The sequence below is a fragment of the Bythopirellula superficialaquae genome (assembly GCF_059632245.1).
This window is the reverse complement of record NZ_CP197426.1, coordinates 3,389,369-3,404,414: the sequence shown is the minus strand read 5'-3', so window position 1 is coordinate 3,404,414 and position 15,046 is coordinate 3,389,369. Positions and strand designations below refer to the sequence as shown.

The following is a 15,046-nucleotide window of genomic DNA, read 5'->3' as shown; positions in this document are numbered from 1 at the left end:
TAAATCACTTGGTCAGCGATTTAATCAAATCGACTTCCTGCTGCTGATACGGCGTGCCGTCAACGCGGAAGATATCGTGATGCCAAGGCGAGGGTTCGCCGTCGATCGGAGTTTGCCAAGTTTCCCAGGGGTACTTGGTTTGGCTCCTGCCGTCGACCAAGCCCCAGCAGTATGCCGCGACTTTTTGTTCCTTGAGAATCGGCAGGATCGCCTCAAACGTGCTGCCGTTGCCGCGGGCCATGTATTCGGTGCAAAACAACGGCCGGCCCAAAGGCTTCAGCTGGGCAATGCGAGCATTCATGGATTTTGGATCGCCATAATCATGAAACGATATGACGTCGCTTTGTGCCAAGGCCGCTTTGTGTACGAGATTGAGCTCGTCGGTATGATCCCACGCTGGTCCGCGCCAAACACCCACGGTCAGCGGCTGCTCGGGTTCCACGGCGCGTGCCCATTCAAACGAGAGATTCACCAGCTTCTCAGCGAGTTCATCTTTGTTGGCTAATTCCTGGGGACCATTGCTATTGGTATTGGGGTTATCTGGTTCGTTGAACAAATCCCAAACCAACACGCGGCGATCCTTGCCATAAGTTTTGAGCAGGTCAGCCACGTAGGGCTGTAGTTTTGCCACTGCGACGGGATTTTCGAGGATTGCTCGGCCAGGCGATTGCACCCAACCGCTGTTATGCACGCCAGCGCGCGGCTCGCGCTGCTTGCCAACTTGAGGAGAGGGATCCCAAACTCCATCAAAGATGACAAACATCGTGCGAATCTTATGCTTATCGGCGATCTCCAGGTATTCGTCGATTCGTTCGAAGAAGCCATCGCGATCTTCACGCCAGCAAAGATCGTGCAGAAACACCCGCATGGTGTTGCAACCGATCGCCGCGGCCCAACCCAACTCGCGATCGATGGTTTCAGGATCGAACGTGTCGGCCTGCCACATTTCAAGTTGATTGATGGCCGAACTCGTCAGGAAATTGCTTCCCACCAGCCACGGCAGATCCGCATACCACGCGTTGGCTTGTTCAGGCGTCCAACGAGTCGTGGCGGGCTCAGCTGCCGATAGGCGTCCAGTCATCACAAGCAATGCCAGTATCAAGACAAAGAAATATCGTTGATTCATGATGAGCGAGTACCTGAGGAGAGATCGATTCAAACATGCCGCGCGAACCGTCGGCCACTCAACAGCAGTGTGCAGAAAATCGCTACCGGGGCAAGGGTCAACGGTTCTAGCAATGTTTTCAACTGTGCTAATGCTGATTATCAACTTTTCATTATTCCCAGGTTACGTGAGCCAGTCATTGAGAAATAACGGCCAAAGGTTCACAAGTCATTGAGAATTATTTTGGCCTCGAGTTTGTTGTTATCAGCCGTAGGTCTAGCTCTGTGCGACGGTGACTGCTTACGATACTAGGGCTCGCTCACTTCTCGGATTGCCATCAAGTCTTACCTGCTGAATGAGGCACGCATGTTTCACTGGCGGAAAACTACAGTCTGTGTTTTATTCACGACCATCACGGCGTTAATTCTGAATAGCGAGTCACGCGCGGAATCAACGGCTTGCCGTGTGGAAAACTTGCGATGCGAATATCTGACGGATCCCTTAGGACTTGACGAAACACAGCCGCGGTTGAGTTGGCAAGTGGATGCCGACAAACGCAATCAAAGTCAGTCCGCATATCAAATTTTGGTTGCGAGTTCTCCCGACAAACTCGCCAACGATATTGGTGACTTATGGGAATCGGGCAAGGTTGATTCCAGCGAATCCGTGGCGATTGAATATGCCGGCCAGCCGTTGGTTACGGATCAAAAAGTTTGGTGGAAGGTGAGGATTTGGGATGCCCCTGGTCAACAATCGGCTTGGAGTGAACCGGCAACGTGGGAAATGGCATTGCTCAATCCCGACGACTGGCATGGCAAGTGGATCGCGCGCAACGAATCGATCGAACCACAACCTTTGCCGCTGCTCAGACAGGAATTCACGCTCTCCAAGCCGATCAAGCAAGCCCGAGTCTACGTGACCGGCTTGGGTTATTATGAGCTTTCGATCAACGGCGAGCGGATTGGCAACCGCCGTTTGGATCCTGGGTACACGCGCTATGACAAACGGGTGCTTTATTCGACTTACGACGTAACCGCGGATCTTCGCGAGGGCGAAAACGCGCTGGGAGTGATGCTGGGCAACGGTTGGCTGAACGTGCAAACGCTGGCGGCTTGGAATTTCGATACGGCCCCGTGGCGGGCCTCGCCACGGATGCTGTTGGAAATGGTGATCGAGTTTGAAGACGGCACCACCGAGCGGATCGTTTCCGACGAAAATTGGAAAACAACCGCGGGGCCCATCACTTACAACAGCATTTACGGCGGCGAAACCTACGATGCGCGTCTTGAGCAGCAGGGCTGGGATCGGGCGGGTTTTGACGATAGCAGCTGGGACGCTGCCCAAGTTGTGAAGTCGCCCGGCGGCAAGTTGGTGGCGCAAGCGTTCCATCCAATCATGGTCGACAAGACGCTCAAACCCGTGTCAGTTACTGAACCGAAACCCGGGGTTTACGTTTTCGATGCAGGACAAAACCTAGCAGGCTGCGCCGAGATCAAAATTTCCGGCCCTGCAGGCAGCAAGGTCACGATGAAGTATGGCGAGCGACTCAACGCTGATGGCACGGTGAATCAAGACGAGATCGCCGTGCATGTTTGGAATAAAGGAAAGGATCAGCAGTTTCAAACCGACACGTATGTTCTCAAAGGCGAGGGCGAAGAATCATGGCAATCGCGATTTGTTTATCACGGTTTTCAGTATGTGGAAGTCACAGGCGCGAACGAACCGCTCACCGCGGATAATCTCAAAATCCACTTCATTCATTCCGCGGTTCCCGAAGTCGGGCACTTCGAATGTTCCAATCCTCTGCTGAATCAAATTTGGGAGAATGCCCGTTGGTCGTACTTGAGCAACTTACATGGCATTCCCACCGACTGCCCCCACCGCGAAAAGAACGGCTGGATGGCTGATGCGCATTTGGCGTGTGAAACGGCGCTCTGGAATTACGATGCGGCGACCGTCTACGAAAAATGGCTCGACGACATGGCCGACGAGCAGCAGGGCGATGGCAAGCTCCCCGGCATCGTGCCCACGGGTGGTTGGGGCTATCAATGGGGGAATGGTCCGGCGTGGGATAGCGCGTTTCTGATCATCCCTGACTATTTGCATTTGTACTATGGCGACTCGCGCGCCCGAAAACGGTTGTACGATCAGCATCGTCGTTACGTCGATTATCTCAATCGGGAAGCCAAGACCGGCACCAATGCGATAGGGCTCGGCGATTATGTTCCCTACAAAACCACGACCCCCGAGATCGTCACCTCCACGGCTTATCATTTTCACGACGCGAATATCGTGGCCGTGACCGCGCGATTGTTAGGGCGCGACGATGAAGCTCAGCATTACGCCGAAAGAGCAGATTTCATTAAGGCGGGTTTTAACCGTGAGCTTTACAATCCTGAAACGCACCACTACTCCAACGGCAGCCAGACATCGCAAAGTTGCGCGCTGTTTCACGATATGGTGGAACCAGGTAAAGTGGCCGCGGTGACGGACGCCCTCGTGGAGAGTTTGCATAAGACCGATGATCATCTCGACACGGGCGTGTTAGGTTCCAAGTATCTGCTGCATGCACTTACCAAGAACGGGCAAGTCGAATTGGCCTACCGTGTGGCTACTCAAGAAACCCAACCAAGCTGGGGCTGGTGGATCAAGCAGGGGGCCACGACTCTCTGGGAAATGTGGACCGACGGAGGATCGCACAATCATATTTTTCTTGGCGATTGTGTGAATTGGTATGTTCGCACGCTCGTGGGGATCAATCCCGACCCGGCGGCTCCTGGATTCAAACATATGTTGATCACGCCGCACCCGGTGGGTGATCTCACGTTTGCCGAAGCGAGCTATGACTCGGTTCGTGGCCCGATCTTTTGTCGCTGGGACTGCCGGGGCGATGAGTTCCTATTGAAGATCGAAATCCCCGCCAATACGACTGCCACGATTACTCTACCCACCGACGATGCAAAGACCATCCGAGAAGGGGACAAGCCTTTGACTGACGTTGAAGGGGCTAAGCTGTTGGGAATGGCCGATCATGTGGCGACGATAGAAATTGAATCAGGCAGCTATGTGTTTACCGCCGAATATTCGAAACCTGGTTTTAATAAGCAGTAATTGGTTTCAGCGGACTGACTTAGGCACAGCCTTGCCGAGGGTGTGAGGCATGCTCGACTGCTAGTTTCGACTGTAGAATCCTGCTGTTTTGCAAGTCTCAACCATTGACTCTTGTAGCGATGGTAAATATTGTAAGGATTGCGCAAATTGGTGTTTAACAAGACTTTGTGTTCAGAGAGATCGGATTCCAGTGGTCAAAGACTGGAGATTTTCCCACCGAACATTAAGGTCACCATTAACCCGCCTCGGCTGAAGTCCGCACCAATCACGCTTGGCTGTTGGACAACCAGCAAACCACAACTGGGCATTGATTCGCCTAGTTGAATAAACACTCCGCGTTGGATCGCGATTGCGGCCAGATTCTCGATACACATCCTCGGAGCTACGCATGACCCTTGTGCGAGAAGCCCCCACTTTGGGCTTGGGCGATATACCGCGCATTCTCAGACGTCATCCCAAGAAGTCACTCCTGACTTTTTGCAGCCTGATGGCGTTATCGGTGGCCGTGCTAATTTTCTTGCCGCGGTCTTACGAATCCGAATCGCTTCTATTTGTGCGAGTTGGTCGGGAAAGCGTCACGCTCGATCCCACGGTGACCACGGGCCAAGTCATTGCACTCAATGAATCCCGCGAAAGCGAACTGAATTCCATTTTGGAAGTGCTCAAGAGCCGCGCGCTCATGGAGCGAGTCGTCGACCGCTTGGGTCCAGAAGCCATTCTGCTGCCACCCTCGGAGGGTGGCGAACCTGCCAACCCCAACGCAATCAAAGAAGCCTTATCGAGCGTCGTGGGAACAGTTTCCGGGTGGCTTGAGCCCACCGGCCCGATCAGCGAGCGGGAGAAGGCTGTTCAAGCTCTGGGGGACAATCTGGCCATTTATGCCAAACAGAAATCGAACATCATCTCGATCGCTTACAAAGCGCGGTCCCCACGACAAGCTCAGCAGATCGTGGCGGCGGTCGTTGATGAATATCTCAGCGAACATCAACGTATCCATGCGACGGCAGGCTCCTACGGATTTTTCGTCGATCAAGCCAAACTTTTTTCTGACGAAGTGAATAAGTTTCAGAAAAAGTTGGCCGAGGCTAAAAATGAAATGGGGCTCGCTTCGTTGGAAGGCAAACGGCAGCTCGTTGAAGATAAAGTCAAAAAGATTTCGACCGAGCAGCTTTCTGCGCATACCTCGTTGAGCGCAAGTTCTGCTCGTGTTGCCAGTTTGGAAAAGTTAATTGCCGCGTTACCCTCGCGGATCACGTCGCAAGAAGTCGACGGCATGCCCAACACGGCGGGGGACAACATGCGGCAGCAACTTTACGCCCTCGAGATTCAGGAAAAGGAACTACTCTCGAAGTACACCGAAGAACATCCGCTGGTCATTGCCGCGCGTCAGAAAGTCCGTGAGGCCAAAGACATCATGGACGATCAACAAGATTCTCGCACCTATTCCACGACCGCGGTGAATCCTTCGGTGCAGAAGCTGCAAGTTGAGCTGATGGTCGAAAAAGCAGCGGCGGATTCCTGGCAAGCGCGGCTTACGAATCTCGACCATGAAGCCACGCTTGCACAAGAAGAGTTGAAAGCGCTTAACGGCCATGAGTTGGAATTGAATGATTTGGGGCGTGAAGCCGCGCTCGCGGAAGCCAACTACCGCATTTATGCCGAAAAGCTCGAACAAGCACGGATTCAGCAGTCGCTCGATGAAGAGCACATTTCCAACCTCAATATTTCCCAGCCGGCCACGTTGGTCGAAAAGCCAGTCAGTCCCAAGAAGGCCATCGTGCTCTTGGCGGGCTTCTTGCTCTCCTGCGTGGGTGCCCTTGGCGTCGCGATTCTCGCAGAACTCAATAATCGCGTCCTGCGCACTCCGCTTGAGGTGGAAGATCAACTGGGCATTCCCGTGGTGGTCACCTTGCCCGCCAATTCCCGTCACACCATCCTCATGAACTAGGCGCAACTTTCATGGCGATGATTTCCAGCATTACCGCAAACCAAATGAGTAGTGAGCGAGCTCAAGATCGCCCCGCCACGGTCGCCGGATCGGCAGCCAGCGATTTGGCGAACTACTATTCGGCGCTGCTGCGCTGCGTGCAAACGCAACAGGCTGTTCGCGAAACACGTTCTTTTTCCGTCGGTATCACCAGTTGTTCCGCAAGCGAAGAGACAAGCGTCGTCGCCATCAACTTGGCCATCGTCGCGGCGCGCAACGGCAATCGCCGGGTGTTATTGGTCGACGCGAACACGAAGTCACCAGCGATTGCTCAAAAATTAAAACTGACTGCTCCAACCGGCCTCACCGACATCTTGAGCGGTGCGGCGCTGTTGGGCGATGCTTTGCTGCCGACCGCGGTGGAGCGTTTGAGCGTTCTTGCTGCTGGCGATCGCGGTAAACAACTCGGCTCGGACTACGACGTCGACGACGTTACCAGTTTGCTCGATGAGCTGAGCAGTGAATTTGATTTGATTGTTTTCAATTTACCCCAGGCTGATGAGTTGAGTGAGTGCTTTGCGTATGCCGAAGCACTCAGCGGAATCTTTTTGGTGGTATCGGCCGGTCAAGTCGATGGTCGCGTAGCGCGACGAGTGACGCGGCGACTTGAACACGGTGGCGCCCGGATCTTGGGAGCCATCTACCACCAATAGAATTCTGCCGGCGGCTCGGTACTTGATACTCCCCACGATTGAATTTGCAACATTGATTGAACATGACACTACTATCGATGCTCCTAGAACGATTCAGGAGCGGGTTCGGAGCGACTCCGGGCCGAACAATTCATCACGACAACCTGCTTTCCGTGAATCGGCTGCTCTACTTTTTGGAGCGTGCCCGCTTTCAAGCGAACCGCAGTGATACTCCGTTCTGCCTGCTGGCGATCACGATCGGCAAGCACGATTGCGACGGTCAGGGTATACACGTACTGGCCAGCATCTTGCACGAGCGATTGCGCATCACCGACGACAAAGGGTATCTCGAGGATGGCCGCATTGGCGTGATTCTTCCCGATACGCCCGAAGCCGGCGCGCATGTCGTGGCACGTGACGTGTGCGAGAAATATCGCGGGGCTGGCGGCACGATCAGCTACGAAGTGTATGTTTACCCCGCGGATTTCGATCTCGATGGCAATCCTGTTTTCGAGGACGAGCAAGAAACTGTCGGCTCAGCGGTTGCCGTGCATCCGATGCAAACGCTGTTTGCCGCGAAGACGCCGCGATGGAAACGAGCAATCGACTTGGCCGTTGGGCTCTGCATGATTGTGATTTTGACACCCATGCTGTTGATTGTGGCGCTGCTGGTGAAATTGTCTTCGCCCGGACCTGTTTTGTTCGTCCAAAAACGCGCCGGGCTCGGAGGCAAGCCTTTTCCAATATATAAGTTTCGCACGATGCGAGTTGGGGCTGATGCCGAGAAGGCGATGCTCCGCCAGTTCAGTGAGCAAGACGGTCCCGCGTTCAAGCTCACCCACGATCCCCGCGTGACACGATTTGGACAACTGTTGCGGACGACCAGCATGGATGAGCTTCCCCAACTGTTCAATGTGGTGCAGGGAAATATGTCGCTCGTAGGGCCTCGCCCGCTTCCCATTGAGGAATCGGAGGAATGCGAGTCGTGGCATCGTCATCGACTCGACGTCACGCCTGGAATTACTTGTATCTGGCAAGTCTCTGGACGTTCCAGTGTGACATTCGCCGAGTGGGTTCGGATGGATATTCAATACATCAAAAAACGAAGTTTGCTTCAGGATGTGAAACTTCTGTTACTGACGATTCCTTCCGTCTTATTCTGCAAGGGTGCTCGGTAAACTTTCGCCGTTCGTAAAAAGACATGTCATCTAACCCGCCGCAATATGCCGCCCTCGCTGGCGAGGCTGACATGACCGACGGCGTCGGCATGATCGGTCGTGGGCGCAAATCGCTTGTTGCTGCTTTCCGGAAGTATATCACGCGCGACATTTTCGGCACGGTCGTGACTTCGTTCGTGCTGTTTGGCTTCATGACGCTGCAGGGCGTATTCCTCGCGTGCATGCTCGGCCCAGATGGACGGGGCCAATACGCGACGGCCGTGTTTTACACGCAGACTTTGATTTACGTCGGTATGTTGGGCACCCAATACGCCGTCGCGCGTTGGGCGGCCCGCAAGCACAAAGATGCAGTGGGCTTGATTTACTCGACCCGCCGTTTGGGAATGCTCACGGGCTTAGGAACGATGTTGGTTGTCGCCGTGCTTGCCTTCACGGCCCTACCGCCCGACAAAAGATATCTTGCCCCGCTCTGTTTGTTGTGTTCGTTGTTTCTGCCGTTTGAGCATATTCGACTGTTATGGCTGTCGGTCGATCATGGCCGGGGAGATTTCCGTCGCTACAACATGAGCCGCCTTGCTGCTGGCATTGCCTTTCCGCTATTGCTTGGAATCGCCTGGGCCTGCGGCGCTCATACGGCGTTTGTAGCCTCGATTTTGTTTGCCGCATCGCCTTTGATGGGGTTGCTCTATCAACGGCTTTCACGATCGGTTGCTGAAGAACCTTCGGCCACACGCAATGGCCCTACGGTGCAGCGAATTTTGCATCGCGGCCGACCTTATGCGCTCAATGTCTTAGTTTCGGACCTTTGTGACCGGCTCGACATTTTTCTGTTCATGTGGCTCACCAGTTTCACAATTCAAGGGTATTACGCTGCTGCCGTACCCGCGGCCAATCTGCTGCTCGTGGTGCCGATTGCTTTGTCGCTATTTGCTTTCAATGCGGGAGCACGCCGTGAACGACGACCTACGGCAGGCCACGTGGCGAAATCCGCAGCTTTGATTGCGGGGGTACAGCTGATTGCTGTCGTGGCGTTTGCGCTCGTGCTGGAACCGTTGATGGTGTTGGTTTTTGGACCAGATTTTCGCGGAGCTGTACCACTCGCCTTGGTGCTGCTGCCTGCTTATGCCGTGGCTGGCTGCGGCCGCGTGGCGGAAGCCTTTTTGCAAGGTCGCAACAAAGCCATTTTGGGAGTTTACACGCGGCTCGTGGGGGCCGTAGTGATGTGCGTTTTTGTCTATTTGGCGTTTGATCGCTGGGCCGAACTGAGCATTCCCTTAGGCGCGCTGGCTGGCTACACAGTGAGCACATTGCTTTTATTCGCCGCCATCATTTTGAACGTGCGGTCCAATTCGTTGCCTAATGCAACACCGGCAGAAGGGGCCAATTCATGAGCTCCGCCGCCTTGCGATTGACCCAACCGCTGCACGAAAAGGTTCTTCCCGCAAAAGCACCGGCTTGGCTGAGCTGCTTGCTGTTGTTCGTATTGCTCGTTATCCCCAGTTATGATTTCCGCCCCGATGCCGACGAAACCTTTGGTCTCGATTGGCAACTTTTGATGCGGCTGGCAATTTGTTTTGCCTGTGGGCTCTATGGGTTAGTTTATTGGCGATCCAGCTATTCCTTTCTGCTAAATTTTCCTGGTGCCTGGGTATTCTTGTTTTGTGGCTGGGCGCTGGCCACGGTTCCCATCGCGATTTCGCCATCCTATGCCGCGACGGCTTGCATCGTACTGCTGTGCGTGGCGCTGTTTGTTCCGGCATTGCTGGCCCAACTCGAGAAGCAGCAAATCCTCATCACGATTTTTGTCTCTTCCCTGGCGTTCATCGTGATGGCGTGGTCGCTTTATTATTTGGTCCCCTCCATCGGACGCTCCGCTTATGAAGCTGGGGGCGAAATCGAATACCGTGTGGGAGGTGATGCCCAACAGCTGGGTTTTCAGGGTGTTTGGCTGATCGCGGCTACGCTCGCGCTTGTGGATTGCCGTTTCATGCGTTGGCAACAATCACTGCTGCCAATTCTGATCGGTCTTGTCACGATCGCGTCGGCCCAGAGTCGCACGTCGTTTCTTGCGGCGTTCGGCATCATCGGTCTCGCAATTTTAATGAAGGCACCACGCGAACGAGTATTGAAACTGGCGTTGGCGGGGGCTGTGAGTGGAACCGTGTTGGTTTTTGTCTTTGCCTGCGGGCTGGTTTCGGTTCGCGGGAAAGATGTTCTCACACTCGCCTCTCGTTCCGGCACGCAGGAAGAAATCTACAACGTAACCGGGCGAACGGAATTCTGGCCCTTTGTGCTTAAGCAAATTGGTGAGTCTCCGCTCTGGGGTTATGGCTACGGCTGCTCACGGCAAGCCCTCTACGAGTACAACGGCAATAGCTATCAAATGGGCGAACTGCATCACGCCCACAATACGTTTCTAAATGTGATGCTCACCACGGGCATCGTGGGAACTTTGCTTCTCGCCGCGATGTTTTTGGGTTTGTTCGACAATGTGATCCGTTATCGCGAACTTTTCCCCGCGCTCGTGCTGGTGATCCTCGTCGTCGCCGGCCTTACCGAATCGCTACTTTTCGGCCCGATGCCGCGCACGCACACCGTTTTGTGGTTGCTCGCGCTCTACTGGCATCAGAGCGAAATTGCTCGCTCTGACAAAAGGCTTGTCACCCTATGACCGCTCAATTGGAACTACCACCAGCCGTTGCATCCGTGAGAACGTCAAAGCGTCGTTCGCTGCGCGTGGCATTGCTCACCAACGAAAACACGCCTTACCGCGTGCCGTTGTATCGTGAATTGGCGACCACGCCGGGTTGGGAATTTCAAGTCTTCACGTGCATCGATCGCGAGTTCGATCGGCTGTGGGACGTAACAGCAACCGACGGCTTCAACACGAAGCAGAGTTATTCGCTCAAATACATGCGGCGGCAAAATTTTGGCGAAGATCAAAAATGCGTCGTCGACAAGGAAGTGCATCTGCCCGTCGGTATCGTTCCCGACATGTTTAAGTTTCGGCCCGACGTGGTGCTGAGCAACGAATTCGGCGTGCGCACGCTGCTCGCGTCTCTCACCGCAAAACTCACCGGCCACAAGTTGATTGTCTACAACGAGGGAACCAGCCATACCGAATCTTTTATCGGGCGGCCACAACGACTGGTTCGCAAACTGCTGCGATCTTTTCCCGATGCTTATATCTGCAATGGCGTGCAATCTCGCCAATATCTGGAGAGTCTTACGGTTCCAGCGGAAAGCATTTTTGAGGTTGGCCAAGCTCTGGATCTTGAGTCGTTCGATCAACCGGTGAGTGATTTCGAGAGAGAAACGTTCCGTCAGCAGCACAATATTTCTGGTGTCTGCTACCTCTACGTTGGTCAGATCGTGAAGTTCAAGGGAACCGACAATCTCTTTCGGGCCTGGAATGACTTTAGTCGGAAATCGAATGTTGATGCCACACTGGTCTTTGCCGGTGAAGGCAACGATCGGAAGTTTCTCGAATCTGAGGTCGCCGAATCCGGGTTGACCAATGTGCGCGTGCTGGGCTTCGTCCCGCGAAATGACCTCGCGAAGGTTTGCGCTGCCGCCGATGTGTTTGTCTTTCCGACGCTGAGAGATTGCTTCTCGCTGGCGTTTGAGGAAGCGATGGCCGCGGGGTTGCCCGTGATTGGCTCGATTTATGGCGGCGAATCCGAGCTTGTCGAGGAAGGCGTGAACGGCTGGGTTTGCGACCCGATTGAAATCGACGATTTGCACGAGAAGCTTGTGCTGGCCTACGAAGCACGCCACGAACTGCCACAAATGGGTCAACGGGCGCGGCAGGCCGTTGCTCGTATGGCGATTGATCAAGTCGCCGAGCGCATCCGCCTGGCAGTCGACTATGCACTGGACAAACTAAAATCCAAGAGACGCCCATGATTGCTCAAAACAAATCATTGGTGGCTCTTCCTATAGTGCCGGTCGAATCCTGGCGGCCGACTTTGAAGGTACGTGCTAACGAACTCTCCATGCGTGTTCTCAGCCAGGCTGCCGGTACGTTATCGCGATGTTGCGGCCAACGTGCTACCGGCACGTTTGGCATTCTGATGTATCACCGCATCGCGCCACTGACACCCGGCGTGCCGGCACCGCCGTTCAACACGACCCCCGCGCACTTCCGCGAGCAACTCACGGGCTTACGGGCACGTGGATTTCAATTTGTCTCGCTTTCCAAAATGCTGGCAAGTCACAATAGCGGTGAGACGGTTCCCGAGAAGTCGGTCGTCGTCACGTTTGATGATTGTTTTGAATCGGTTTACACGCATGCTTGGCCGATTTTGCAGGAACTTTCCATCCCTGCCTCATTGTTTTTGAGCACCGCGTATTTGGATGGTGATGCTCCGTTTCCCTTTGATACCTGGGGCCAAGAATTTGCTTCACAAGTTCCTGGGGATCACTACCGCCCGATTCGCACGGACCAATGCGCGGAAATGTTGGACTCGGGCCTTATCGATTTAGGAACGCATACCCATACGCACGCCGATTTTCGTCAGCATGTTGCCGAATTTGCCGACGAGATGCAAATCTCTGCCGAAATCTTGAAGCTGCGATTTGGCGTCGAGTATCCTATGTTCTCGCTGCCGTTCGGGAATCCCGCGGCCGGTTATGCAAGTGAGGAACTGCTTGCCGCCGCGCGAGACTCCGGCGCAACGTGCGCCCTGACGACCGAATCTTCGCTTGTCGATGTTTGTCGCGATCCCTTCGGCTGGGGGCGAATCAGCGTGTTCGATTGGGACACCAGCTTTACGCTCGCCGGTAAGCTCAACGGCTGGTACGACTGGGCACCTCGTATGAAGCACCGTCTGCGCGGCATGCTGCGAGGAGCATCACAGTCATGAGAATTCTTCTTTGTCACAACCATTATCAACAGCCCGGCGGCGAAGACCAAGTTTTTGCCGATGAGGCCGCGCTATTGGAATCGCATGGCCATGATGTCGTACGCTACACCGTTCACAATGACGACGTCGAGCAAATGAGTCGCCTCGCCCTGGCGACCAAAACGTTTTGGAACCGCGACAGCTATCGCTCGATCACCAAGTTGCTCCGCAACGAGCGTCCCGACGTTGTGCATTTCACCAATACGTTCCCACTCATTTCTCCCGCGGCTTATTACGCGGCGAAGCACGAGTCGATCCCCGTGGTTCAGTCGCTGCACAACTATCGTCTGCTTTGCCCGGCGAGCACGTTTTATCGCGATGGCAAGCCGTGCGAAGATTGTCTCGGTAAATCAGTAGCGTTACCCGGTGTCATACACGGCTGTTACCGTTCCAGCCGCCTTGCCACGGGTGTGGTTGCTGCCATGACCACAGCGCATCGCCTACTAGGCAGTTGGCGAAACACGGTGGATCGCTTTGTCGCGCTCAGCCATTTTTCTGCTAGAAAGTTTGTCGAGGGTGGGCTACCAGCGAACAAGATCACGGTGAAGCCAAATTTCATCTCGCCCGATCCCGGAGTGGGTGATGGTGCCGGACGCTACGCCCTGTTTGTGGGCCGCCTCGCACCGGAAAAAGGAATCGCCACGTTGCTCCAAGCGTGGGATCGCTTAAGCGAAACTTTGCCACTGAAAATCTTAGGCGATGGCCCCCTCGCGCCGTTGGTGCAAGAGCACGCTGCCAAAAACAACGGCATTGAGTGGCTCGGACGACAATCAGGACCCGAGGTTCTTCGCCATCTGCAAGCGGCAGCGTGTCTGGTGGTGCCTTCCGAATGGTACGAGTGCTGCCCCAAGACACTGATCGAATCCTTGGCCGCGGGCACCCCGGCGGTCGTCTCGCGGCTGGGGGCCATGGCGGAAATGATCGACCACGAGCGTACCGGCCTGCATTTCGAACCGCGTAATGCCAATGACTTTGCCATGCAGGTCAAACGCATTGTGGCTGATGCTCCCAACACCGCTGCCATGCGCGAGCAAGCCCGTGCCGAATTCGAACACAAATACACCGCTGCCGCTAACTACGAGCAGCTCATGAACATCTACGCGAGCGTCGTGCAGCCCCAAGCTGCACTAGCTCGGCAACCCGATTCAATTTCTCAATGCCATCAGGACACCATCCATGACCGAAGCAACATCGATACGTTGGCCCAATCGTTATGACTTGATGGGGGTCGCCGTCAGCGCTACCAACTATCAAGAAGCGGTTGACCGGCTGTTTGAAGCCGCGCACCACGATATCCCCGCCATTGCATCCTTTCACGCCGCGCACGCGGTCGTGTGCGCGAGCACCGACAAGGAGCTTCAGCAGCGGGTGAATTCCTTCAACATTGTTGCACCCGACGGTCAGCCCGTGCGTTGGGCGTTGAATATGCTTTACGACACGGCCATGCAGGAACGCGTTTACGGCCCCGAAACGATGCGCCGCGTCTGCGAACGGGCAGCAGTCGAAGGCACCCCCATCTATTTATACGGCGGTGCCAATCAGGTAGTCCTCGACAAATTGATCGCCGAACTCGAACTCCGCTTTCCCGGGATCGTGATTGCCGGAGCCGAATCACCGCCGTTTCGTCCGCTGACTCCTGCCGAAGATGGCGCGGTCGTCGAACGCATCAATGCGAGCGGCGCTAAGTTTGTGTTCATTGGATTGGGAAGTCCCAAGCAAGAGCACTTTGCCTACGAGCATCGCGAAAGCATTCGCGGCGTGCAATTATGCGTGGGGGCGGCGTTTGATTTTCATGCCAAAACCAAGAAGATGGCCCCCGCTTGGATGCAGCGCAACGGCCTCGAATGGCTGTTCCGCGCGTGCAGCGAACCACGCCGATTGGGAAAACGCTACCTCACCACGAATTCGATTTTCGCGTACAAGCTCGCGAGGCAATGCGTCTCGCAAAAGCTATTGGCAAAGAAAGCAGCCCCTTTGCCGAGTGAAGCTTAGTACAAGTTTTTGCAGATTTGTAACCACGAAGGACACGAAACACACAAAAAAGTTAACCGCTCATTTTCGCTAATAAGCGATTATGAACTTAATAGCGTAAAAGAACTGTTTTGTTTCCTGCCTTCATTCGTGTTATT

At 54.7% G+C, this 15,046-nt stretch carries 11 protein-coding genes; 10 read left to right on the top strand and 1 reads right to left on the bottom strand.

Going from position 1 to position 15,046, the window contains the following annotated elements; translation table 11 throughout:
* Positions 1-4 precede the first annotated feature (4 nt).
* Positions 5-1,126, bottom strand: a complete 1,122-nt coding sequence (locus SH678x_RS13885) for a cellulase family glycosylhydrolase (RefSeq protein WP_496919058.1) — start codon at positions 1,124-1,126, stop codon at positions 5-7.
* 345 nt (positions 1,127-1,471) lie between these two features.
* Here SH678x_RS13885 and SH678x_RS13880 point away from each other — a divergent pair, with 345 nt between their 5' ends.
* From SH678x_RS13880 to SH678x_RS13835, 10 genes are all read left to right on the top strand, one after another.
* Entirely contained in the window at positions 1,472-4,216 is a 2,745-nt protein-coding gene (locus SH678x_RS13880) for a glycoside hydrolase family 78 protein (protein ID WP_496919057.1), read from the top strand.
* Positions 4,217-4,604: 388 nt separating this feature from the next.
* The gene (locus SH678x_RS13875; RefSeq protein ID WP_496919056.1) at positions 4,605-6,164 is read left to right on the top strand and encodes a GumC family protein; all 1,560 of its coding nucleotides are present in this window, start codon (positions 4,605-4,607) and stop codon (positions 6,162-6,164) included.
* A gap of 44 nt (positions 6,165-6,208) precedes the next feature.
* Positions 6,209-6,856, top strand: coding sequence for a CpsD/CapB family tyrosine-protein kinase (locus SH678x_RS13870; protein ID WP_496919055.1), 648 nt, complete (start codon positions 6,209-6,211; stop codon positions 6,854-6,856).
* Between the two features lie 62 nt (positions 6,857-6,918).
* Complete coding sequence (locus SH678x_RS13865; RefSeq protein WP_496919054.1) at positions 6,919-8,013, top strand: sugar transferase; 1,095 nt, start codon at positions 6,919-6,921, stop codon at positions 8,011-8,013.
* A gap of 23 nt (positions 8,014-8,036) precedes the next feature.
* Complete coding sequence (locus SH678x_RS13860; protein ID WP_496919053.1) at positions 8,037-9,404, top strand: lipopolysaccharide biosynthesis protein; 1,368 nt, start codon at positions 8,037-8,039, stop codon at positions 9,402-9,404.
* Positions 9,401-10,684, top strand: a complete 1,284-nt coding sequence (locus SH678x_RS13855; RefSeq protein ID WP_496919052.1) for an O-antigen ligase family protein — start codon at positions 9,401-9,403, stop codon at positions 10,682-10,684. Before SH678x_RS13860 ends, SH678x_RS13855 begins: the two co-directional genes overlap by 4 nt.
* A 35-nt stretch (positions 10,685-10,719) precedes the next feature.
* On the top strand, positions 10,720-11,919 hold the full coding sequence (locus SH678x_RS13850; RefSeq protein ID WP_496919051.1) for a glycosyltransferase family 4 protein: 1,200 nt from the start codon (positions 10,720-10,722) through the stop codon (positions 11,917-11,919).
* A gap of 89 nt (positions 11,920-12,008) precedes the next feature.
* On the top strand, positions 12,009-12,878 hold the full coding sequence (locus SH678x_RS13845; RefSeq protein WP_496919050.1) for a polysaccharide deacetylase family protein: 870 nt from the start codon (positions 12,009-12,011) through the stop codon (positions 12,876-12,878).
* A complete protein-coding gene (locus SH678x_RS13840; RefSeq protein WP_496919049.1) occupies positions 12,875-14,134 on the top strand; it encodes a glycosyltransferase in 1,260 nt (419 codons plus the stop codon). Before SH678x_RS13845 ends, SH678x_RS13840 begins: the two co-directional genes overlap by 4 nt.
* Positions 14,094-14,909, top strand: coding sequence for a WecB/TagA/CpsF family glycosyltransferase (locus SH678x_RS13835; RefSeq protein WP_496919048.1), 816 nt, complete (start codon positions 14,094-14,096; stop codon positions 14,907-14,909). The genes SH678x_RS13840 and SH678x_RS13835 overlap by 41 nt, the downstream gene beginning before the upstream one ends.
* Positions 14,910-15,046 lie beyond the last annotated feature (137 nt).

Coding starts and splice junctions, on each gene's coding strand:
- SH678x_RS13860 (WP_496919053.1), top strand. CDS start 8,037: ATGTCATCTAACCCGCCGCAATATGCCGCCCTCGCTGGCGAGGCTGAC.
- SH678x_RS13835 (WP_496919048.1), top strand. CDS start 14,094: ATGACCGAAGCAACATCGATACGTTGGCCCAATCGTTATGACTTGATG.
- SH678x_RS13875 (WP_496919056.1), top strand. CDS start 4,605: ATGACCCTTGTGCGAGAAGCCCCCACTTTGGGCTTGGGCGATATACCG.
- SH678x_RS13880 (WP_496919057.1), top strand. CDS start 1,472: ATGTTTCACTGGCGGAAAACTACAGTCTGTGTTTTATTCACGACCATC.
- SH678x_RS13855 (WP_496919052.1), top strand. CDS start 9,401: ATGAGCTCCGCCGCCTTGCGATTGACCCAACCGCTGCACGAAAAGGTT.
- SH678x_RS13870 (WP_496919055.1), top strand. CDS start 6,209: ATGAGTAGTGAGCGAGCTCAAGATCGCCCCGCCACGGTCGCCGGATCG.
- SH678x_RS13845 (WP_496919050.1), top strand. CDS start 12,009: ATGCGTGTTCTCAGCCAGGCTGCCGGTACGTTATCGCGATGTTGCGGC.
- SH678x_RS13865 (WP_496919054.1), top strand. CDS start 6,919: ATGACACTACTATCGATGCTCCTAGAACGATTCAGGAGCGGGTTCGGA.
- SH678x_RS13885 (WP_496919058.1), bottom strand. CDS start 1,126: ATGAATCAACGATATTTCTTTGTCTTGATACTGGCATTGCTTGTGATG.
- SH678x_RS13840 (WP_496919049.1), top strand. CDS start 12,875: ATGAGAATTCTTCTTTGTCACAACCATTATCAACAGCCCGGCGGCGAA.